Source organism: Neisseria sicca (genome assembly GCF_014054945.1).
Classification (GTDB): Bacteria; Pseudomonadota; Gammaproteobacteria; order Burkholderiales; family Neisseriaceae; genus Neisseria; species Neisseria sicca.
The window spans coordinates 2,075,282-2,092,299 of record NZ_CP059566.1; the positions used below are offsets into that span (position 1 = coordinate 2,075,282).

31 protein-coding genes are annotated in these 17,018 nt (G+C 42.5%); all 31 read right to left on the reverse strand.

What is annotated here, in order from left to right; translation table 11 throughout:
- Nucleotides 1-71: 71 nt before the first annotated feature.
- Nucleotides 72-1,229 (reverse strand): lipid-A-disaccharide synthase, encoded by a 1,158-nt coding sequence (gene lpxB / locus H3L95_RS09850; protein WP_003762230.1) that lies wholly within the window; start codon nucleotides 1,227-1,229, stop codon nucleotides 72-74.
- A 478-nt stretch (nucleotides 1,230-1,707) separates the two neighbouring features.
- A protein-coding gene (locus H3L95_RS09855) for an IS630 family transposase (protein WP_182096147.1) occupies nucleotides 1,708-2,555 on the reverse strand; the annotation gives its coding sequence in 2 pieces (ribosomal slippage) (nucleotides 1,708-2,240 and nucleotides 2,240-2,555; 849 coding nt in all).
- 142 nt (nucleotides 2,556-2,697) lie between these two features.
- On the reverse strand, nucleotides 2,698-3,072 hold the full coding sequence (gene rplQ / locus H3L95_RS09860; protein WP_009313013.1) for a 50S ribosomal protein L17: 375 nt from the start codon (nucleotides 3,070-3,072) through the stop codon (nucleotides 2,698-2,700).
- Nucleotides 3,073-3,096: 24 nt separating this feature from the next.
- Nucleotides 3,097-4,083, reverse strand: a complete 987-nt coding sequence (locus tag H3L95_RS09865) for a DNA-directed RNA polymerase subunit alpha (RefSeq protein WP_003775857.1) — start codon at nucleotides 4,081-4,083, stop codon at nucleotides 3,097-3,099.
- Nucleotides 4,084-4,108: 25 nt separating this feature from the next.
- Nucleotides 4,109-4,729 carry a 30S ribosomal protein S4 gene (gene rpsD / locus H3L95_RS09870; RefSeq protein WP_003742907.1) on the reverse strand — a complete coding sequence of 207 codons (621 nt, stop codon included), beginning with the start codon at nucleotides 4,727-4,729 and terminating at the stop codon, nucleotides 4,109-4,111.
- Nucleotides 4,730-4,744: 15 nt separating this feature from the next.
- Entirely contained in the window at nucleotides 4,745-5,140 is a 396-nt protein-coding gene (gene rpsK, locus H3L95_RS09875; RefSeq protein ID WP_002216249.1) for a 30S ribosomal protein S11, read from the reverse strand.
- A 19-nt stretch (nucleotides 5,141-5,159) separates the two neighbouring features.
- The gene (rpsM, locus tag H3L95_RS09880) at nucleotides 5,160-5,522 is read right to left on the reverse strand and encodes a 30S ribosomal protein S13 (protein WP_003749295.1); all 363 of its coding nucleotides are present in this window, start codon (nucleotides 5,520-5,522) and stop codon (nucleotides 5,160-5,162) included.
- 65 nt (nucleotides 5,523-5,587) lie between these two features.
- The gene (gene rpmJ / locus H3L95_RS09885) at nucleotides 5,588-5,701 is read right to left on the reverse strand and encodes a 50S ribosomal protein L36 (protein ID WP_003697674.1); all 114 of its coding nucleotides are present in this window, start codon (nucleotides 5,699-5,701) and stop codon (nucleotides 5,588-5,590) included.
- A gap of 19 nt (nucleotides 5,702-5,720) precedes the next feature.
- Nucleotides 5,721-5,939 (reverse strand): translation initiation factor IF-1, encoded by a 219-nt coding sequence (gene infA / locus H3L95_RS09890; protein WP_002215452.1) that lies wholly within the window; start codon nucleotides 5,937-5,939, stop codon nucleotides 5,721-5,723.
- A 4-nt stretch (nucleotides 5,940-5,943) separates the two neighbouring features.
- The gene (gene secY / locus H3L95_RS09895) at nucleotides 5,944-7,257 is read right to left on the reverse strand and encodes a preprotein translocase subunit SecY (RefSeq protein WP_040668789.1); all 1,314 of its coding nucleotides are present in this window, start codon (nucleotides 7,255-7,257) and stop codon (nucleotides 5,944-5,946) included.
- Between the two features lie 13 nt (nucleotides 7,258-7,270).
- Nucleotides 7,271-7,705 carry a 50S ribosomal protein L15 gene (gene rplO / locus H3L95_RS09900; protein ID WP_003759715.1) on the reverse strand — a complete coding sequence of 145 codons (435 nt, stop codon included), beginning with the start codon at nucleotides 7,703-7,705 and terminating at the stop codon, nucleotides 7,271-7,273.
- 1 nt (nucleotide 7,706) lies between these two features.
- Complete coding sequence (gene rpmD / locus H3L95_RS09905; RefSeq protein WP_003759717.1) at nucleotides 7,707-7,892, reverse strand: 50S ribosomal protein L30; 186 nt, start codon at nucleotides 7,890-7,892, stop codon at nucleotides 7,707-7,709.
- Nucleotides 7,885-8,403, reverse strand: a complete 519-nt coding sequence (rpsE, locus tag H3L95_RS09910) for a 30S ribosomal protein S5 (protein WP_003684704.1) — start codon at nucleotides 8,401-8,403, stop codon at nucleotides 7,885-7,887. Before rpsE ends, rpmD begins: the two co-directional genes overlap by 8 nt.
- A gap of 17 nt (nucleotides 8,404-8,420) precedes the next feature.
- Entirely contained in the window at nucleotides 8,421-8,774 is a 354-nt protein-coding gene (gene rplR / locus H3L95_RS09915) for a 50S ribosomal protein L18 (RefSeq protein WP_003759720.1), read from the reverse strand.
- A gap of 13 nt (nucleotides 8,775-8,787) precedes the next feature.
- On the reverse strand, nucleotides 8,788-9,321 hold the full coding sequence (gene rplF / locus H3L95_RS09920) for a 50S ribosomal protein L6 (protein ID WP_003759722.1): 534 nt from the start codon (nucleotides 9,319-9,321) through the stop codon (nucleotides 8,788-8,790).
- A 13-nt stretch (nucleotides 9,322-9,334) separates the two neighbouring features.
- Nucleotides 9,335-9,727 (reverse strand): 30S ribosomal protein S8, encoded by a 393-nt coding sequence (rpsH, locus tag H3L95_RS09925; RefSeq protein WP_003759723.1) that lies wholly within the window; start codon nucleotides 9,725-9,727, stop codon nucleotides 9,335-9,337.
- 14 nt (nucleotides 9,728-9,741) lie between these two features.
- Nucleotides 9,742-10,047 carry a 30S ribosomal protein S14 gene (gene rpsN / locus H3L95_RS09930; protein ID WP_003684736.1) on the reverse strand — a complete coding sequence of 102 codons (306 nt, stop codon included), beginning with the start codon at nucleotides 10,045-10,047 and terminating at the stop codon, nucleotides 9,742-9,744.
- A 2-nt stretch (nucleotides 10,048-10,049) separates the two neighbouring features.
- Nucleotides 10,050-10,589 carry a 50S ribosomal protein L5 gene (gene rplE / locus H3L95_RS09935; protein WP_003759725.1) on the reverse strand — a complete coding sequence of 180 codons (540 nt, stop codon included), beginning with the start codon at nucleotides 10,587-10,589 and terminating at the stop codon, nucleotides 10,050-10,052.
- Nucleotides 10,590-10,598: 9 nt separating this feature from the next.
- Nucleotides 10,599-10,922: a 50S ribosomal protein L24 gene (gene rplX, locus H3L95_RS09940; RefSeq protein ID WP_003759726.1), complete on the reverse strand. Its 324-nt coding sequence runs from the start codon at nucleotides 10,920-10,922 to the stop codon at nucleotides 10,599-10,601.
- Between the two features lie 11 nt (nucleotides 10,923-10,933).
- The gene (gene rplN, locus H3L95_RS09945) at nucleotides 10,934-11,302 is read right to left on the reverse strand and encodes a 50S ribosomal protein L14 (RefSeq protein ID WP_002215434.1); all 369 of its coding nucleotides are present in this window, start codon (nucleotides 11,300-11,302) and stop codon (nucleotides 10,934-10,936) included.
- 225 nt (nucleotides 11,303-11,527) lie between these two features.
- The gene (gene rpsQ / locus H3L95_RS09950; protein ID WP_003707145.1) at nucleotides 11,528-11,791 is read right to left on the reverse strand and encodes a 30S ribosomal protein S17; all 264 of its coding nucleotides are present in this window, start codon (nucleotides 11,789-11,791) and stop codon (nucleotides 11,528-11,530) included.
- Entirely contained in the window at nucleotides 11,791-11,982 is a 192-nt protein-coding gene (rpmC, locus tag H3L95_RS09955) for a 50S ribosomal protein L29 (protein ID WP_003675882.1), read from the reverse strand. Before rpmC ends, rpsQ begins: the two co-directional genes overlap by 1 nt.
- The gene (rplP, locus tag H3L95_RS09960) at nucleotides 11,982-12,398 is read right to left on the reverse strand and encodes a 50S ribosomal protein L16 (RefSeq protein WP_003675880.1); all 417 of its coding nucleotides are present in this window, start codon (nucleotides 12,396-12,398) and stop codon (nucleotides 11,982-11,984) included. The genes rpmC and rplP overlap by 1 nt, the downstream gene beginning before the upstream one ends.
- On the reverse strand, nucleotides 12,382-13,077 hold the full coding sequence (gene rpsC / locus H3L95_RS09965) for a 30S ribosomal protein S3 (protein WP_003675878.1): 696 nt from the start codon (nucleotides 13,075-13,077) through the stop codon (nucleotides 12,382-12,384). The genes rplP and rpsC overlap by 17 nt, the downstream gene beginning before the upstream one ends.
- Nucleotides 13,078-13,086: 9 nt before the next feature.
- A complete protein-coding gene (rplV, locus tag H3L95_RS09970; RefSeq protein ID WP_003675877.1) occupies nucleotides 13,087-13,416 on the reverse strand; it encodes a 50S ribosomal protein L22 in 330 nt (109 codons plus the stop codon).
- Between the two features lie 8 nt (nucleotides 13,417-13,424).
- Nucleotides 13,425-13,703, reverse strand: a complete 279-nt coding sequence (rpsS, locus tag H3L95_RS09975; RefSeq protein WP_002215422.1) for a 30S ribosomal protein S19 — start codon at nucleotides 13,701-13,703, stop codon at nucleotides 13,425-13,427.
- A gap of 5 nt (nucleotides 13,704-13,708) precedes the next feature.
- Complete coding sequence (gene rplB / locus H3L95_RS09980) at nucleotides 13,709-14,542, reverse strand: 50S ribosomal protein L2 (protein WP_003742892.1); 834 nt, start codon at nucleotides 14,540-14,542, stop codon at nucleotides 13,709-13,711.
- Nucleotides 14,543-14,547: 5 nt separating this feature from the next.
- Nucleotides 14,548-14,862 carry a 50S ribosomal protein L23 gene (rplW, locus tag H3L95_RS09985; protein ID WP_182096148.1) on the reverse strand — a complete coding sequence of 105 codons (315 nt, stop codon included), beginning with the start codon at nucleotides 14,860-14,862 and terminating at the stop codon, nucleotides 14,548-14,550.
- A complete protein-coding gene (rplD, locus tag H3L95_RS09990; protein WP_002218573.1) occupies nucleotides 14,859-15,479 on the reverse strand; it encodes a 50S ribosomal protein L4 in 621 nt (206 codons plus the stop codon). The genes rplW and rplD overlap by 4 nt, the downstream gene beginning before the upstream one ends.
- Entirely contained in the window at nucleotides 15,479-16,123 is a 645-nt protein-coding gene (gene rplC, locus H3L95_RS09995; RefSeq protein ID WP_040668774.1) for a 50S ribosomal protein L3, read from the reverse strand. The genes rplD and rplC overlap by 1 nt, the downstream gene beginning before the upstream one ends.
- Nucleotides 16,124-16,459: 336 nt before the next feature.
- Nucleotides 16,460-16,963, reverse strand: a complete 504-nt coding sequence (locus H3L95_RS10000) for a hypothetical protein (protein WP_003759739.1) — start codon at nucleotides 16,961-16,963, stop codon at nucleotides 16,460-16,462.
- Nucleotides 16,964-17,018 lie beyond the last annotated feature (55 nt).

Here is a 17,018-nt window from a genome sequence, read left to right on the forward strand (position 1 = left end):
CCATTTTCCTGCTTCATTACTTTTTGCAGATTTGATTACCGCTCTTTCCTCTTGTCAAATCGCAGGTCAAGCTAAGAGTTGAAAAAACCTGCTTCTTCCAACACAGCATTTGCCACCAGTGTATCGGTATCTTTTCTCAATAATAAATGCAGCTCATGAAAATCTTGTTTCAAACGGGCAACTGCTTCCGGATGTTCATACCAATAAATCATGGCTTCTGCCAGTTTTTCAGGCGTCGCATCATGTTGCAAAAGCTCTGGAACAGCGCATTTGTTCAGCAAAATATTGGGTAAACCGACATGTGGCACTTTAACTTTACGCTTCACATAAGCATAAGTCAGAGGAGATATCTTATAGCTAATCACCATAGGACGTTTGCACAAAGCCACTTCCAGCGTTGCCGTCCCGCTAGTCACCAAAACCACATCTGCCGCAGTACAAACAGTATCTGCTTGTTTATCGACTAATGTAATGGGAAGGTCCGAAAATTGCGCAGATGCAAGAATTTTTGATATACGACGGCGGGTTGCCTGCGTAGCAACCGGCATCAGAAACTGCGCCTGTGGGTAACGCTTCAACAGAAGTAATGCGGTTTGAAAAAATACAGGAGCCATGTAATCAATTTCGCTAACACGACTGCCGGGCATCAAGGCAAATACTGGGATAGACGGTGCAACTCCCAACTGGAGACGCGCAGAAGATTGATCAACATCTACAGGCATGGTTTGTGCCATCGGATGACCGACAAACTCAGCCTTACCACCGGCATCTAAATAGAGCTGTGGTTCCATTGGGAAAAGGCACAACACCCGGTTAACTTGATGAACAATTTTGTTCACCCGTTCACGTCTCCACGCCCAAACAGAAGGACTGACATAGTGAACCGTTGGAATACCCGTTTTCTTAAGTTTCTCTTCCACCCAAAGATTAAAATCAGGTGCATCAATCCCAACAAAAACATCCGGTTTTATACGAATAAGGTCATTAACCAGACCTTTTCGGATTTTCAATATTTCGGGCAAACGTTTAACTACCTCAACAAAGCCTCGTACTGCCAATTTTTCTTGGTCATAAAGACTTTCAAATCCTTCCGCCTTCATACGCTCGCCACCGATACCAATAAATCTTGCATCAGGACAACGTTTTTTAATCGCACTAATAAGATGTGCACCAAGCAGATCACCCGATGCCTCAGCAACACTCATTGCAATCGTGAGAGAAGTAGTCATATAAAATTATGGGATACAAAAAAGAATTTGGTAAGTGTAATACCTAGCGGCAAAGAAGTTCTTAGTTAAATTTCAGTTATAGAGACCTTTGCAAAAATAGTCTGTTAACGAAATTTAACTCATAAAAATACGCTAAAATTTTCAATTGACCAAAACCTTTATGATTTTGAGTAAAAGCTAGGAAAAATCAGAAAGGTTTTTCATTTTGAAAATAGTATTGAACAGAAAATTTTAGTAACTTATGTTATTTAAAATATCTCTTATAATATGATACTGAAAAGAAATACTCTATCTATAGCAAACCCACTTACCCATCATTATAGTGGATTAACTTTAAACCAGTACGGCGTTGCCTCGCGTTGCCTCGCCTTGCCGTACTATCTGTACTGTCTGCGGCTTCGTCACCTTGTCCTGATTTAAATTTAATCCACTATACAAACAAAAAGAATAACTTCAATATACCGAGAGTATTTTATAGTCAATTAAAATCAAAATAGGACAGTAACGCATCGTCAAATCGGGCGTAATCAGACAATACGGTTCGCAGATACCGCTTAATATTCGCCCACACCTTCTCAATCGGGTTGAGCTCAGGTGAATAAGGTGCAAGAGGCAATACCTTATGTCCCCATTTTTCCGCCATTTCCCGTAAGACACCCATACGGTCAAATCGCGCATTATCTAAAATAATCACCGATTTTTGAGTCAATGCGGGCAGTAGGCATTGCTGAAACCACGCTTCAAAAAAGACTCCGGTCATCGTATTTTGATAAACCATCGGAGCAATCAGCCGGTTGCCGACTTGTGCGGACACCAGAGATAAGCGTCGGTATCTTTTTCCACTTATCTGCGCTTTCACTATTTGCCCTTTCGGGCTGCGGGCATAGGGGCGGAACAGGTAGCGGTCAAATCCTGTTTCATCCAAATAAACACGTTGGTAGTCGGAAAATTCGGCCAGCTGTGTCAAATAATGCGTTACTTTGGCCGGATCTTGTTCTTTGTAAGTGGTGGTCTTTTTTTGCGCGTCATCCCCATCTGTTTGAGTGCATAGCAAACGGCGGCTGGCGTACAATCAAAATGTTTGGCGATTTCATGCAGATAGGCATCCGGGTGTTGCCCAACATATTGAGCCAGTTTTTGCCTATCCAATTTGACGGCATTTAGACCGGTAACTTGATGTTTTAGGCTGCCTGTTTGTTTTTTAAGGCGAATCCACAGGTAAAGCGTGTTTCTTGACAGGTTAAACGTTGCTGCGGTTTGGCTGATGTTTTTGCATTGTTCGTAATAGTTTAAAGCTTTGTTCCTTAAGTCCGCAGAGTATGCCATGGTTAGACCTTCAAAGTTGAGTATTGTACTATTTTGTTTTTAATTGACTATAAATAGAGTATTTAAAATACTCAAAAGGTAGCTTGCATATAATAAAACACCATTTGAGAAAACAAATGGTGTTTTATTATGGTGTATTAGATTACTCAGCAGCTTCTGCTGCTTTGTCTACTAATTCAATCAATGCCAAAGGTGCATTGTCGCCTTTGCGGAAACCATATTTCAGTACACGAACATAACCGCCATTACGGGCAGCAAAACGTGGACCTAACTCATCAAACAATTTAACTACAACATCACGATCACGAGTGCGGTCAAATGCCAAACGACGGTTTGCCAAGGAAGGTTTTTTACCCAATGTAATTAAGGGCTCAACTACGCGGCGTAATTCTTTAGCTTTAGGCAAAGTTGTCACAATAGTCTCGTGAGTCAACAATGAGTTCGCCATATTACGCAGCATTGCAGCGCGATGGCTGCTTGTACGGTTTAATTTGCGGTTACCATTACGATGACGCATGTCATTATCCTTTAATCTTCAAACTTACGGCTTTTCTAAGCCTACAGGCGGCCAAGCTTCCAATTTGGAACCTAGTGTCAAGCCTTTAGATGCCAACACTTCTTTGATTTCATTCAAAGATTTACGACCCAAATTCGGAGTTTTAAGAAGCTCTGTTTCAGTACGTTGAATCAAATCGCCGATATAATAAATATCTTCAGCTTTCAGACAATTAGCTGAACGTACAGTTAATTCCAAATCATCTACCGGACGCAGCAGGATAGGGTCAATAGGAGGAGCTTTTTCTTCAACTTCTTCTACTGGAGTACCTTGCAAATCAGCAAAGATAGACATTTGATCAATTAAAATACGAGCGGCACTACGTACAGCTTCTTCAGGATCAATAGAACCATCAGTTTCAATATCCAAAACCAATTTATCTAAATCCGTACGCTGCTCTACGCGTGCAGGTTCAACTTCAAAGCTAACACGACTGATGGGCGAAAAGCTCGCATCCAACTGAATTGCACCAATCTGGCGGTTTTCATCGCGCACAACACGACGACCAGAAACAGATTGATAACCACGCCCCTGCTCAACTTTGATTTCCATCTCAATTTGACCATTCTCGGCCAAATGACAAATAATATGCTCAGGATTTAAAATTTCCACATCATGTGGCAATTCGATATCACCGGCAACTACTACACCGGCCCCTGACTTTCTCAAAGTTAACTGAACTTGGCCACGCCCATGCAGCTTAAATACAATACCTTTGACATTCAACAAAATATCGACAACATCTTCTTGAACGCCATCAACAGTAGAGTATTCGTGCAACACACCGGAAATGGCCACTTCAGTAGGAGCAAAACCATTCATGGATGACAGTAAGATACGACGCAAAGCATTACCTAAAGTATGACCAAAACCGCGCTCAAACGGCTGCATGGATACTTTTGCACGAGTTGTAGATAAAGTATCGACATCAATTTGACGAGGTTTCAAAAATTCGGTTGTGCTATTTTGCATTTAACTGTCCCTCACTGAGCTAGCGTTATTTAGAGTAGAATTCTACCACCAGCTGTTCATTAATATCGCCAGTTAATTCTGAACGATCTGGCATATTTTTAAATACGCCTTCCAATTTATCTGCATCAACAGAAACCCAGCTTGGTAAACCGATTTGAGTTGCCAGACTTAAAGCTTCCTGGATACGAACCTGTTTTTTAGCTTTCTCACGAACAGCTACAACATCACCAGCTTTAACTTGGAAAGAAGGAATATTTACAACCTGACCGTTAACGGTAATTGCTTTATGAGAAACCAGCTGACGCGCCTCAGCACGAGTCGAGCCAAATCCCATGCGATATACTACATTATCCAAACGAGACTCTAACAATTGCAGCAGCAATTCACCAGTAGAGCCTTTACGTCGATCTGCTTCTGCAAAATAGCGACGGAATTGACGTTCCAATACGCCATAAATACGACGAATCTTTTGCTTCTCACGTAATTGCAAACCATAGTCGGACAAACGCGGTTTTTTTGCGCCATGCTGACCAGGAGCGGAGTCCAGTTTACATTTAGAATCTAAAGAACGACGAGCGCTCTTCAAAAATAAATCAGTACCTTCACGGCGTGCTAATTTACATTTAGGGCCAATATAACGTGCCATGTTTCAATCACTCCTTTAAATACGACGTTTTTTAGGCGGACGGCAACCGTTATGAGGCAACGGAGTAACGTCGGTAATACTGGTAATTTTAAAACCAAGAGCGTTGAGTGCACGTACAGAAGACTCTCGACCAGGACCAGGGCCTTTTATACGAACTTCTAAATTTTTAACGCCATATTCTTGGGCAACTTTACCAGCTGCTTCTGCAGCCACTTGAGCTGCAAACGGTGTACTTTTACGAGAACCTTTAAAACCAGCGCCGCCAGAGGTAGCCCAAGACAATGCATTGCCTTGACGGTCAGTGATTGTAATGATGGTATTGTTGAAAGAAGCATGTACATGCACAATACCTTCGCTTACGGTTTTACGTACTTTTTTACGTACACGCGAAGCTGTGTTTGCTTTAGCCATTAATAAAATTCCTTAAAAATTATTTTTTACCAGCAATCGCTTTACGCGGACCTTTGCGGGTACGAGCGTTTGTGCGAGTGCGTTGACCACGACAAGGCAAACCTCGACGATGACGGAAACCACGGTAACAACCCATGTCCATCAATCGTTTGATGCTCATCGTTACCTCACGGCGCAAATCGCCTTCCACTTCATACTTGGCAACTTGTTCACGCAAAGCGTCTAATTGAGCCTCGTCCAAATCTTTTGCTTTTGTAGTGGGAGCAATATTTGCTGCCTCGCAAATTAATTTAGCACGAGTAGCACCGATACCATAAATAGCCTGCAAGCCAATTACGATATGTGCATTATTAGGGATATTTACCCCTGCAATACGAGCCATATTTTTTCCTTTAAACGGCAAAGTTCGTCACTATACCACAAAGTCTTGCTAAAAGAAAAGTTCCCTTAACCTTGACGCTGTTTGTGACGAGGATCAGTACAAATTACACGAACCACTCGATTACGACGGATAATCTTACAGTTGCGGCAAATTTTCTTTACAGACGGTTGTACACGCATTATCTTTCCTTATATCGTTTTATCTAGCTCGGAAGACAATCCGAGCTCGAGTTAAATCATAAGGTGTCAGTTCTACCGTCACCTTATCCCCAGGAGAGATCCGGATATAGTGCATACGCATTTTCCCGGAAATATGACCTAATACAATATGGTCATTCTCAAGCTTTACTTTAAAAGTTGCGTTAGGTAGAGTTTCAAGAATCTCCCCCTGCATTTGTATGGTATCTTCTTTAGCCATAATTCTACTTACGTGATAAAGATTTCATATCAAGACCGCTCATTAAACTCTCATATTGCTGAGTCATGCGGTAAGAGTTAATTTGGGTACTAAAGTCCATTGTCACCACGACTAAAATCAGTAAAGATGTACCACCCAAATAAAAAGGAACATTCAAAGCTGTTGTCAAAAATTCTGGAATTAAACAAATAGTTGTAATATATAATGCACCAAACAAAGTGAGGCGCAATACAACCTGCTCCAGATACTGAGAAGTTTGCTTACCAGGTCGAATTCCCGGCACAAAAGCACCGCTTTTCTTCAAATTCTCTGCCATTTCTTTTGGACTAAAAACCAAGGCTGTATAAAAATAGCAGAAGAAAATAATTGTCACTGTAAATAACAAAATATATAAAGCTTGCCCATGCTGAAGCAAACCAGCAATTTTATGCAACAAACTACCGGTATCATTAGAACCAAACCAGCTTAACAAAGTGGATGGAAACAAAATAATACTTGACGCAAAAATAGGAGGAATGACGCCTGCCATATTCAACTTAAAGGGCATATGTGTATTAGAACCTTGCATTACACCACTACCAATTTGACGTTTCGCATAATGCACGGGAACTTTACGCTGCGCACTTTCAAAATATACAACAATATAAATTAATAGCAATGCACCAATAACAATTGACACAGCCGTAGGCATACCAATTGATCCTTGACTCGTTAAAGCTAATAATCTTGCTATACCGGAAGGAATACCGGCAGCGATACCAGCAGTAATAATCAAGGAAATGCCATTCCCAATCCCACGCTCCGTAATCTGCTCACCTAACCACATCAGGAACATTGTACCTGTGACTAAGCTCACTACCGTAGAAATATGGAACTCCAAAGAATTAGTGACAACCACACCTTGCTGGAATACAAAGGTAGCTACACCAAAACTCTGTAAGATGGCTAATAGCACTGTACCGTATCTTGTATATTTTGTAATAACTTTTCGACCTGCCTCCCCTTCCTTTTTTAATGCCTTTAAAGAAGGAATAATTTCAGAGGCCAACTGAACAATTATTGATGCTGAAATATATGGCATTATGCCAATTGCGAATATACTAAAGCGCTCTAACGAACCACCAGAAAACATGTTCAACATGCCTAGTATGCCGTTCCCAGCGCTTTCGTATAATTTAGCTAAAGCAACAGCATCTACGCCAGGTACAGGGATATGGGCACCAATACGAAAAACAATTAACGCCCCTAAAAGAAACGTTAGACGTTTTTTCAGATCTCCAAATTTGGACAAGCCTGATAAAGATTGTTGATTAGCCACTATAATGCAAGCCTTATTCTTCCACTTTACCACCAGCAGCTTCAATTGCTGCTTTAGCCCCTTTAGTGGCTTTAATGCCCCTCAGGACAACAGCTTTTGAAAGCACACCAGAGGCAATAACTTTCACATTGGAAACAGTTGTAGGAACCAACCCGGCTTGCTTGAGAACTAATACATCAATCTCATTCACAGCGAGCAAGTTCAATTCACTCAAACGAATCTCAGCATTAGCAGCAGCAGTCAAAGATTTGAAACCACGTTTTGGCAGGCGACGTTGCAAAGGCATTTGACCGCCTTCGAAACCTACTTTATGAAAACCACCAGAACGGCTTTTTTGACCTTTATGACCACAGCCACCAGTTTTACCTAAACCACTACCAATACCACGACCTACACGACGACGAGCGTGAGTAGCCCCCTCAGCAGGTTGAATAGAATTTAGAAACATATCAAGACTCCACTTTCAACAAGTAGCTGATTTTGTTAATCATACCACGGTTTTCAGGGGTATCTAAAACCTCTACTGTATGCTCACGATGGCGCAAACCTAAACCACGAGCACATGCACGATGAGATTCAATTGTACCAATCAGGCTCTTCACCAATGTAACTTTAATCTTTTTTTGCTCAGTCATGGTTTGCTCCCAAAATGTCTTCCACTGTTAGGCCACGTTTAGCAGCGATATCAGCAGGTGTATATAACTTAGACAAGCCGTCTAATGTAGCTCGTACAATGTTATAAGGGTTTGTAGAACCATGCACTTTAGCAGAAATGTTATGAATACCCATAGCATCAAAAACTAAGCGCATAGGACCACCTGCCTTTACACCACTACCTTCTTTAGCGGGTTGCATAAAGACTTTAGTAGCGCCATGACGTCCAATAACCTCATGATGAATCGTACCATTTTTTAGAGGTACTTTAATCATAGAGCGACGAGCCTGATCCATTGCTTTTTGAACAGCTACCGGCACTTCTTTTGACTTACCTTTACCCATACCAATACGACCATCCCCATCACCAACAACAGTTAGCGCAGAGAAAGCCATGATACGACCACCTTTAACTACTTTAGTTACGCGATTAACTGCGACCATTTTTTCAATCAGGCCGTCACCACGTTCTTCAATTTCATGTTTTGCCATCTGAAAGTCTCCAATTATTAGAAGCTTAAACCATTTTCACGTGCGGCTTCAGCCAAAGCTCTCACACGACCGTGATATTGGAAACCTGAACGATCAAAAGCAACTTTTTCTACGCCTACTGCTTTAGCTTTCTCAGCAATGCGCTTTCCTACTACTGCAGCTGCCTCGACGTTGCCACCAGATTTCAGACTACCACGCACTTCAGCTTCCAATGTAGAGGCTTGAGCCAATACTTTATCACCTTCAGCACTAATTACTTGAGCATAAATATGATTATTGCTACGGAACACACATAATCTTACCATTTTCAAGTCCGCAATACGTGCACGGGTTTTGCGTGCACGACGGAGTCGGGTTGTATGTTTATCCATTAGTGAACCTCAATTATTTTTTCTTGGCTTCTTTCATCACTACCACTTCACCTACATAACGAACACCCTTACCTTTATAAGGCTCAGGAGAACGGAATGCACGAATTTCAGCAGCGACTTGACCAACCACTTGTTTATCTGCACCAGTCAAAATGATCTCTGTTTGGCTAGGAGTTTGAACAGAAACACCTTCAGGCATTTCATATACGATTGGATGAGAAAAACCCAAAGACAAATTCAAAACTTTGCCTTGAGCTTGAGCACGGTAACCCACACCAATCAATTGTAGTTTTTTCTCAAAACCTTCTGAAACACCTTTGACCATATTATTAACTAATGCACGAGCAGTACCTGACATAGCATTTGCCTGCTTACTGTCATTTTTTGCAGCAAAAGTTAATTTACCATCGTTTAATTCAATGACGACATTAGAAGGCAAAGGAAAGGCCAACTCGCCATTCTTACCCTTGATAACCAATGCTTCTGTTCCAAATTTTACTTCTACACCAGCAGGAACAGTCACTGGGTTTTTTGCGACACGTGACATTTACTTTTCTCCACTAGGCTACGATGCACAACAACTCACCACCGACGCCCTCAGAACGAGCCTTGCGGTCAGTCATCACACCTTTAGAAGTACTAACAATAGCGATACCCAATCCATTCATAACATTGGGAATTTCGCTAGAAGCTTTGTAAATACGCAAACCCGGACGTGAAACACGTTTAATTTGCTCAATCACAGGACGGCCTGCATAATATTTCAATTGAATTTCCAATACCGGCTTCGCATCAGCAGAAACCGAAAAATCCTCGATATAACCTTCCTCTTTCAAGACTTTTGCAATTGCACACTTTAATTTAGAGGAAGGCATGGCAACTGCTACCTTATTGGCACGTTGCGCATTACGAATACGAGTCAACATATCGGAAATAGGATCATGCATACTCATTATTAATACTCCTATTACCAGCTAGCTTTAACAACACCAGGAATCTCGCCACGCATAGCGATTTCGCGGATTTTAATACGACCCAAACCGAATTTACGGAAAGTACCACGAGGACGACCTGTCAAAGCACAACGACGGCGTTGACGTACAGGAGCTGCATTACGCGGAATGGATTGGAATTTCAGACGAGCTTCAAAACGCTCCTCTTCAGTTGCATTCGCATCATTAATAACAGCAAAAATTGCCTCACGTTTGGCTGCAAACTTTTTCGCCAGGGCTTGACGTTTCAGTTCACGATTAATAAGTGCTTTCTTAGCCATGATTATCCTTTAAACGGAAACTTGAACAGTGACAATAAAGCTTTAGCTTCCTCATCAGTTTTTGCAGTAGTTGTAATAGTAATATTCAAACCACGCAAAGCATCAATTTTATCGTATTCAATTTCCGGGAAAATGATTTGCTCGCGAACACCCATGTTGTAATTACCACGACCATCAAATGATTTGCCACTTACACCACGGAAGTCACGTACACGAGGTAATGCAATAGTAATCAAACGATCCAAGAATTCAAACATTTGATCACGGCGCAATGTTACTTTGCAACCGACAGGATAATTATCGCGAATCTTAAAACCTGCGATAGATTTACGAGCAACAGTAACGACTGGTTTTTGACCAGCAATTTTCTCTAAGTCAGATACCGCGTGTTCCATAACTTTTTTATCTGCAACAGCTTCTCCGACACCCATATTTAAAGTAATTTTTTCAATACGGGGAACTTCCATTACTGACTTGTAACCAAATTGTTTAATCAGTTCAGGAACAACTGTATCTTTATAAAACTCTCTCAAACGAGCCATGTTATCTCCTTATGCTCCAATAACAGAGCCATTTGATTTGAAGAAACGAACGCGCTTAACTTTGCCTTCATTCTCAATCAGTTTAATACCAACACGGTCTGCTTTATTAGTTTCCGGATTCAGGATTGCAACATTAGAAATATCCAACGGCATTTCTTTAGCAACAATACCACCCTCAATACCACGCATCGGATTAGGTTTTTGGTGACGTTTTACGACGTTAATACCTTCAATAACAACCTTGCCACCTAATACGCGAACTACTTGACCTTGCTTACCTTTATCCTTACCAGTGATCACAACAACTTGGTCACCTTTAATGATTTTATTCATCGCGCTATTCCTTATAATACTTCAGGCGCTAATGAAACGATTTTCATAAATCGCTCAGTACGCAACTCACGGGTTACCGGACCAAAAATACGGGTACCCAGAGGTTCAAGTTTATTGTTTAACAACACGGCGGCGTTGTTATCAAATTTAATCAACGCACCATCAGGACGACGCACACCTTTAGCAGTACGAACAACAACTGCATTGTACACATCACCTTTTTTAACACGACCACGCGGGGCCGCATCTTTAACTGCGACTTTAATAATATCGCCAACAGAAGCGTAGCGACGCTTAGATCCGCCCAACACTTTGATGCACATCACACGACGCGCACCAGAGTTATCAGCCACATCTAAGATGGTCTGCATTTGAATCATATTAGTACCTTTAAATTAACCAACTTAATTTACCATTTTCATATAACTCGCCCACTTATTTCAATTGAGCTAACTAAATGAAACCATTACGGTTCTAGTAAACCAGTCTTGGATCCCGAAGGGAAGAAACTTCCAGAAGAAACTGAAAGATAAGAAACGAAGTTTACACGCAAATTCACTTTGGCGCAACACTTCGTTTCTTATTAAAGCTAACTGTCTTAAATTTTAAACAGTACGTGCTTTCTCAACCAGTTCTTTAACAACCCAAGATTTGGTTTTTGACAGTGGACGAGATTCCGCAATTACTACAACATCACCAATTCCATATTGATTATTTTCATCATGGGCATGGATTTTAGTTGATAAACGGATAATTTTACCGTACAGAGGATGTTTTACTTTACGTTCAACCAATACTGTCACAGTTTTGTCCATTTTGTCGCTTACCACTTTGCCTTGCAAAGTACGAACATTTTTATTTTCGCTCATTACTTAGCACCTTTTTCAGTTAAAATGGTTTTAATACGAGCAATATCGCGACGTACACGTTTTAATTCGCTTGGTTTACCCAATTGACCAGTTGCGTTTTGCATACGTAAGCCAAACTGAGCTTTCAACAAGTCCAACAAATCTGCATTTAATTGCTCAATAGATTTGTCTTTCAATTCATTTGCTTTCATTATTGACCTACCTGTCTTACTACAAAGGTCGTAGGAATAGGCAATTTGGCAGCAGCTAATTCAAATGCTTCACGAGCCAAAGCCTCTGGAACACCGTCCATCTCATACAACACTTTGCCTGGTTTGATTTCGGCAATGTAATATTCCACGTTACCTTTACCGCCACCCATACGAACTTGAATAGGTTTTTCAGTAATTGGTTTATCAGGGAATACACGAATCCAAATACGACCACCACGTTTAATGTGGCGAGTCATTGTACGACGAGCAGCTTCGATTTGGCGGGCAGTCAAACGACCGCGACCAACGGCTTTCAAACCGAACTCACCGAAACTTACTTTGTTACCGCGGGTAGCAATACCAGTATTGCGACCTTTTTGTTGCTTGCGGTATTTCAGTCTAGTTGGCTGCAGCATTACGTCCACCTGCCTTTCTTTGTTTCTTTTCATGCTCAGGTTTAGCTGAAGTCTTTACATTACCTTCAGTATAGACCCAAACTTTCAGACCCAGCACGCCATAAGTAGTATGAGCTTCGCTAGTTGCATAATCTACGTTTGCGCGCAAAGTATGCAGAGGTACTCGACCTTCACGATACCATTCGCTACGAGCAATATCTGCACCATTCAGACGACCTGAGGTCATGATCTTGATACCTTTTGCTCCTGAACGCATAGCATTTTGCATAGCGCGTTTCATAGCACGGCGGAATTGAACGCGTTTTTCCAATTGCTGTGCAATACCATCAGCAATAATTTGCGCATCCAATTCAGGTTTACGGATTTCTTCGATATTCACATGAACAGGCACACCCATCAGGGCTTGCAGATCACGCTTCAGAACTTCGATATCCTCACCTTTTTTACCAATTACTACGCCTGGACGAGCAGAGTGAATAGTAATACGTGCAGATTTCGCAGGACGCTCAATAACTACGCGACCAACAGAAGCATTCGCCAATTTTTTACGCAGGTAGTTACGAACATCAATATCTTGCTTCAAAACAGCAGAAAAGTCGGTGCTTTTAGCAAACCATTTTGAAGCCCAGTCTTTAGTTACCGCCAGGCGAAAGCCTGTAGGGTTAATCTTTTGTCCCATAGCTTTTCCTTAGTTGCCCACTGTCACATTGATATGACAAGTTTGTTTTTCAATGCGGTTACCGCGACCTTTGGCACGAGCTTGGAAACGTTTCAAGCTTGGACCTTTGTCAACAAAGATAGTGACCACTTTCAACTCATCAATGTCGGCACCGTTATTGTGCTCGGCATTAGCAATAGCTGATTCCAATACTTTTTTAATCAACTCAGCACCTTTTTTAGGGCTGAAAGTCAAAATATTCAAAGCTTGGGCAACGTCTTTACCACGGATCAAATCAGCTACCAAACGAGCTTTTTGAGCTGAAATACGGGCATTTTTATGTTGTGCATTTACTCTCATGATTCACCTTATTTCTTTTTAGCCTTTTTATCAGCCAAGTGGCCTTTAAAGGTACGGGTCAATGAGAATTCACCTAATTTATGACCAACCATGTTATCGCTGATAAACACGGGCACATGGGTGCGGCCGTTGTGTACAGCAATGGTCAGACCGATAAAATCAGGCAGAATGGTAGAACGACGAGACCAAGTTTTAATCGGGCGCTTGTCGTTGCTTGCACGAGCAGCATCTACTTTTTTCAGCAAATGCAGGTCTACATATGGGCCTTTTTTCAATGAACGAGCCATACTAATTAACCTTTATTTGAGTAACGACGACGAACAATCATGTTATCCGTGCGTTTGTTATTACGAGTGCGGTAGCCTTTAGCAGGAGTACCCCATGGGCTAACTGGTTCGCGAGCTTCACCGGTACGACCTTCACCACCACCATGCGGGTGATCGACAGGGTTCATGACAACACCACGAACGGTCGGACGAATACCGCGCCAACGATTGGCACCGGCTTTACCGATTTTTTTCAGGCTTTGCTCTTCGTTACCGACTTCACCGATGGTTGCACGGCAATCTACGTTGATTTTACGAACTTCGCCAGAGCGCAGACGGACTTGAGCGTATGCGCCTTCTTTAGCCAGCAATACCGCAGAAGCACCGGCAGAACGTGCAATTTGAGCACCTTTGCCAGGTTTCATTTCGATACAGTGGATAGTTGTACCAACGGGGATGTTGCGGATCGGCAGGGTGTTACCTACTTTGATGGCAGCTTCAGCACCGGAAACCAATACAGCACCGGCTTGAATACCGCGAGGAGCGATGATGTAGCGACGCTCACCGTCTGCATAGCACAACAGTGCAATGAAGGCAGTACGGTTAGGATCGTATTCAATACGCTCTACTTTTGCAGGGATACCGTCTTTGTTACGTTTAAAGTCTACAACACGGTAATGGTGTTTATGACCGCCGCCTTTGTGACGAGTGGTGATATGACCATTATTGTTACGACCGGCAGTAGAATTTTTCTTTTCGAGCAAAGGTGCATAAGGCGCACCTTTGTGCAAACCTTCTGTTACCACGCGAACCATGCCGCGACGGCCTGCAGAAGTTGGCTTCATTTTAACAATTGCCATTTTGTTTATTCCTTATCTGCAGCTGCAGCAGCGGCTTCCAAATCCAACTCTTGACCGGCAGCCAAGCTTACATAAGCTTTTTTAACATCGCTGCGGCGGCCCAAAGTACGACCAAAACGCTTAGTTTTACCTTTAATGGTAACGGTAGTTACAGAAGCAACTTGAACACCGAACAGCAGCTCAACAGCCGCTTTGATTTCAGGTTTGGTTGCATTTGCCAAAACTTTAAACGTCATTTGGTTGCGTTTTTCAGCCAATACGTTGCTTTTTTCAGAAACGATAGGTGCCAAAATCACTTGAGTCAAACGTTGTTGATTCATACCCATTGCTCCTCTAATTGTGCAACTGCATCTTTAGTGATGATTACTTTTTTGTAACGCAGCAAGCTGTAAGGATCAACTTGTTGAGCTTCCAAAACCAACACGTTTGGCAAGTTGCGTGAAGCCAAGTAAACATTCTCATCGAGCTGTTTGGTTACAAACAGCACTTGCTCCAGACCCAGATTTTTCACTTGTTCAGCAAAAACTTTGGTTTTAGGAGTTTCAGCAGTCAAAGCTTCGATAGCAAACAAACGCTCGTCACGGGCCAATTGGGACAGGATAGTCGCCATACCGGCACGGTACATTTTACGGTTTACTTTTTGAGTGAAGTTTTCGTCGGGTTTGTTCGGGAACGCACGACCACCTTTACGCCACAGCGGAGAAGAAGTCATACCGGAACGGGCACGGCCGGTACCTTTTTGGCGCCATGGTTTTTTGGTTGAGTGTTTTACTTCGGCACGGGTTTTTTGAGCACGGTTGCCAGAGCGGGCGTTTGCCAAGTAGGCATTTACCAGCTGATGAACCAACGCTTCATTGTATTCGCGAGCGAACAAAGCATCAGAAACAGACAGACTGCCTGAAACTTGTCCTTTAGCGTCAATTACTTTCAATTCCATTACGCACCTACTTTCACGCTAGGACGAACTACAACATCGCTGTTGACCGCACCCGGAACAGCACCCTTAACCAACAGCAGTTGGCGTTCTGCATCAACACGGACAACTTCCAGTTTTTGAACAGTTGCTTTGGTGTTGCCGTATTGACCAGCCATGCGTTTACCGGGGAACACGCGACCTGGGTCTTGCGCCATACCGATAGAACCTGGAACACGGTGAGAACGGGAGTTACCGTGGGAAGTACGCTGGGCACCGAAGTTATGACGTTTGATCGTACCGGAGAAACCTTTACCTTTAGAGGTACCGGTTACATCGACCAGTTGACCGACTTCAAACATAGAAACGGTGATTTCGTCACCGGCTTTCAATTCAGCCAGTTTTTCTTCAGCCAAAGCAAACTCGATCAAACCGCGACCGGCTTCAACACCTGCTTTTGCAAAGTGTCCGGCTTCGGCTTTGTTGACACGGTTAGCTTTTTTCTGACCAAAGGTAACTTGAACGGCAGTATAGCCGTCAGTATCTTTGGATTTTACTTGTGTAACGCGGTTGGCAGACATATCCAAAACGGTTACCGGAACAGAAACACCCTGTTCGTCGAACACACGGGTCATACCAACTTTGCGTCCAACCAGACCTAAAGTCATGATTATTTTCCTTTTAAAGTAAAGGGGCGGGCTACGATTGGCCTGCCTTTGGACAATGATAAAACTTGGCACATTTGTACCAAGCCCTGCACTATACCACGACAATAAAGAAGTTTTCAAGAAAAATCTTAGGCTTGCCGCAGATTATTTACTGTCATCCGAGCGATTTGGGTTTTATCCAATCCATCGATATTCTGTTCTGAATTTTGACAGTCTTAATTGTTGTTCAACGATATAAAAGGTCGTCTGAAATTTCATCTACAACAAAATTTCAGACGACCTCTTCTCAATACATGGTTATTTTACGCTACTCGGATACGTTTCATACCGAGAATGCTATTTCTGCAACTCCGTCGGTGGGTTTTGCTCGGGCTGGCGCGTGTGCAATTTATACCAACCAAACAACCGTACCAAACATAATAAGGCAATTAAGGGCATACATAAAGCGGAAACCAAATAACGCGGATTGCCGGTATTGAGGATGTTTCCTCCTGCCGACAGGGTCAATGCGGCATTAAACCACTCCCACAACGAAGGCACGCTGAAAGCCAACACGGCAATCAGTCCGAGCGTCCGGAAAATACCGATGGGCAAAATCTGACGTTTTAGCACTGTACGGTTTAGCTGTAACAAGACAATCAATCCGAACCCGATGATGATGACCATGCCGCCGTTTGCAACGATTTGCAGGCTGTTGAACGCGATGTCGGGCGTTACCGCCAGTCCGCCGTCTGAAGCAGGAGCCGCTTGCTGCTGAAGGTTAAGCCCTTGAACGATATTTAAAACGAAACCATAAACCATATCGGCAAGCATAATACCTATAGGCAAAGAAGTGAGCATTCGTCTTAGCATGGTTGTGTCTAATAATGATGAAGAAGATACGGATGGAAACTAA

Excerpts from the sequence above, each read along its gene's own strand:
- lpxB (WP_003762230.1), bottom strand. The coding sequence starts at position 1,229 with ATGACTACTTCTCTCACGATTGCAATGAGTGTTGCTGAGGCATCGGGT.
- rplQ (WP_009313013.1), bottom strand. The coding sequence starts at position 3,072 with ATGCGTCATCGTAATGGTAACCGCAAATTAAACCGTACAAGCAGCCAT.
- H3L95_RS09865 (WP_003775857.1), bottom strand. The coding sequence starts at position 4,083 with ATGCAAAATAGCACAACCGAATTTTTGAAACCTCGTCAAATTGATGTC.
- rpsD (WP_003742907.1), bottom strand. The coding sequence starts at position 4,729 with ATGGCACGTTATATTGGCCCTAAATGTAAATTAGCACGCCGTGAAGGT.
- rpsK (WP_002216249.1), bottom strand. The coding sequence starts at position 5,140 with ATGGCTAAAGCAAACACAGCTTCGCGTGTACGTAAAAAAGTACGTAAA.
- rpsM (WP_003749295.1), bottom strand. The coding sequence starts at position 5,522 with ATGGCTCGTATTGCAGGGGTAAATATCCCTAATAATGCACATATCGTA.
- rpmJ (WP_003697674.1), bottom strand. The coding sequence starts at position 5,701 with ATGCGTGTACAACCGTCTGTAAAGAAAATTTGCCGCAACTGTAAGATT.
- infA (WP_002215452.1), bottom strand. The coding sequence starts at position 5,939 with ATGGCTAAAGAAGATACCATACAAATGCAGGGGGAGATTCTTGAAACT.
- rplO (WP_003759715.1), bottom strand. The coding sequence starts at position 7,705 with ATGTTTCTAAATTCTATTCAACCTGCTGAGGGGGCTACTCACGCTCGT.
- rpmD (WP_003759717.1), bottom strand. The coding sequence starts at position 7,892 with ATGACTGAGCAAAAAAAGATTAAAGTTACATTGGTGAAGAGCCTGATT.
- rpsE (WP_003684704.1), bottom strand. The coding sequence starts at position 8,403 with ATGGCAAAACATGAAATTGAAGAACGTGGTGACGGCCTGATTGAAAAA.
- rplR (WP_003759720.1), bottom strand. The coding sequence starts at position 8,774 with ATGGATAAACATACAACCCGACTCCGTCGTGCACGCAAAACCCGTGCA.
- rplF (WP_003759722.1), bottom strand. The coding sequence starts at position 9,321 with ATGTCACGTGTCGCAAAAAACCCAGTGACTGTTCCTGCTGGTGTAGAA.
- rpsH (WP_003759723.1), bottom strand. The coding sequence starts at position 9,727 with ATGAGTATGCATGATCCTATTTCCGATATGTTGACTCGTATTCGTAAT.
- rpsN (WP_003684736.1), bottom strand. The coding sequence starts at position 10,047 with ATGGCTAAGAAAGCACTTATTAATCGTGAACTGAAACGTCAAGCCCTG.
- rplE (WP_003759725.1), bottom strand. The coding sequence starts at position 10,589 with ATGGCTCGTTTGAGAGAGTTTTATAAAGATACAGTTGTTCCTGAACTG.
- rplX (WP_003759726.1), bottom strand. The coding sequence starts at position 10,922 with ATGAATAAAATCATTAAAGGTGACCAAGTTGTTGTGATCACTGGTAAG.
- rplN (WP_002215434.1), bottom strand. The coding sequence starts at position 11,302 with ATGATTCAAATGCAGACCATCTTAGATGTGGCTGATAACTCTGGTGCG.
- rpsQ (WP_003707145.1), bottom strand. The coding sequence starts at position 11,791 with ATGAGCGAAAATAAAAATGTTCGTACTTTGCAAGGCAAAGTGGTAAGC.
- rpmC (WP_003675882.1), bottom strand. The coding sequence starts at position 11,982 with ATGAAAGCAAATGAATTGAAAGACAAATCTATTGAGCAATTAAATGCA.
- rplP (WP_003675880.1), bottom strand. The coding sequence starts at position 12,398 with ATGCTGCAGCCAACTAGACTGAAATACCGCAAGCAACAAAAAGGTCGC.
- rpsC (WP_003675878.1), bottom strand. The coding sequence starts at position 13,077 with ATGGGACAAAAGATTAACCCTACAGGCTTTCGCCTGGCGGTAACTAAA.
- rplV (WP_003675877.1), bottom strand. The coding sequence starts at position 13,416 with ATGAGAGTAAATGCACAACATAAAAATGCCCGTATTTCAGCTCAAAAA.
- rpsS (WP_002215422.1), bottom strand. The coding sequence starts at position 13,703 with ATGGCTCGTTCATTGAAAAAAGGCCCATATGTAGACCTGCATTTGCTG.
- rplB (WP_003742892.1), bottom strand. The coding sequence starts at position 14,542 with ATGGCAATTGTTAAAATGAAGCCAACTTCTGCAGGCCGTCGCGGCATG.
- rplW (WP_182096148.1), bottom strand. The coding sequence starts at position 14,862 with ATGAATCAACAACGTTTGACTCAAGTGATTTTGGCACCTATCGTTTCT.
- rplD (WP_002218573.1), bottom strand. The coding sequence starts at position 15,479 with ATGGAATTGAAAGTAATTGACGCTAAAGGACAAGTTTCAGGCAGTCTG.
- rplC (WP_040668774.1), bottom strand. The coding sequence starts at position 16,123 with ATGACTTTAGGTCTGGTTGGACGCAAAGTTGGTATGACCCGTGTGTTC.
- H3L95_RS10000 (WP_003759739.1), bottom strand. The coding sequence starts at position 16,963 with ATGCTCACTTCTTTGCCTATAGGTATTATGCTTGCCGATATGGTTTAT.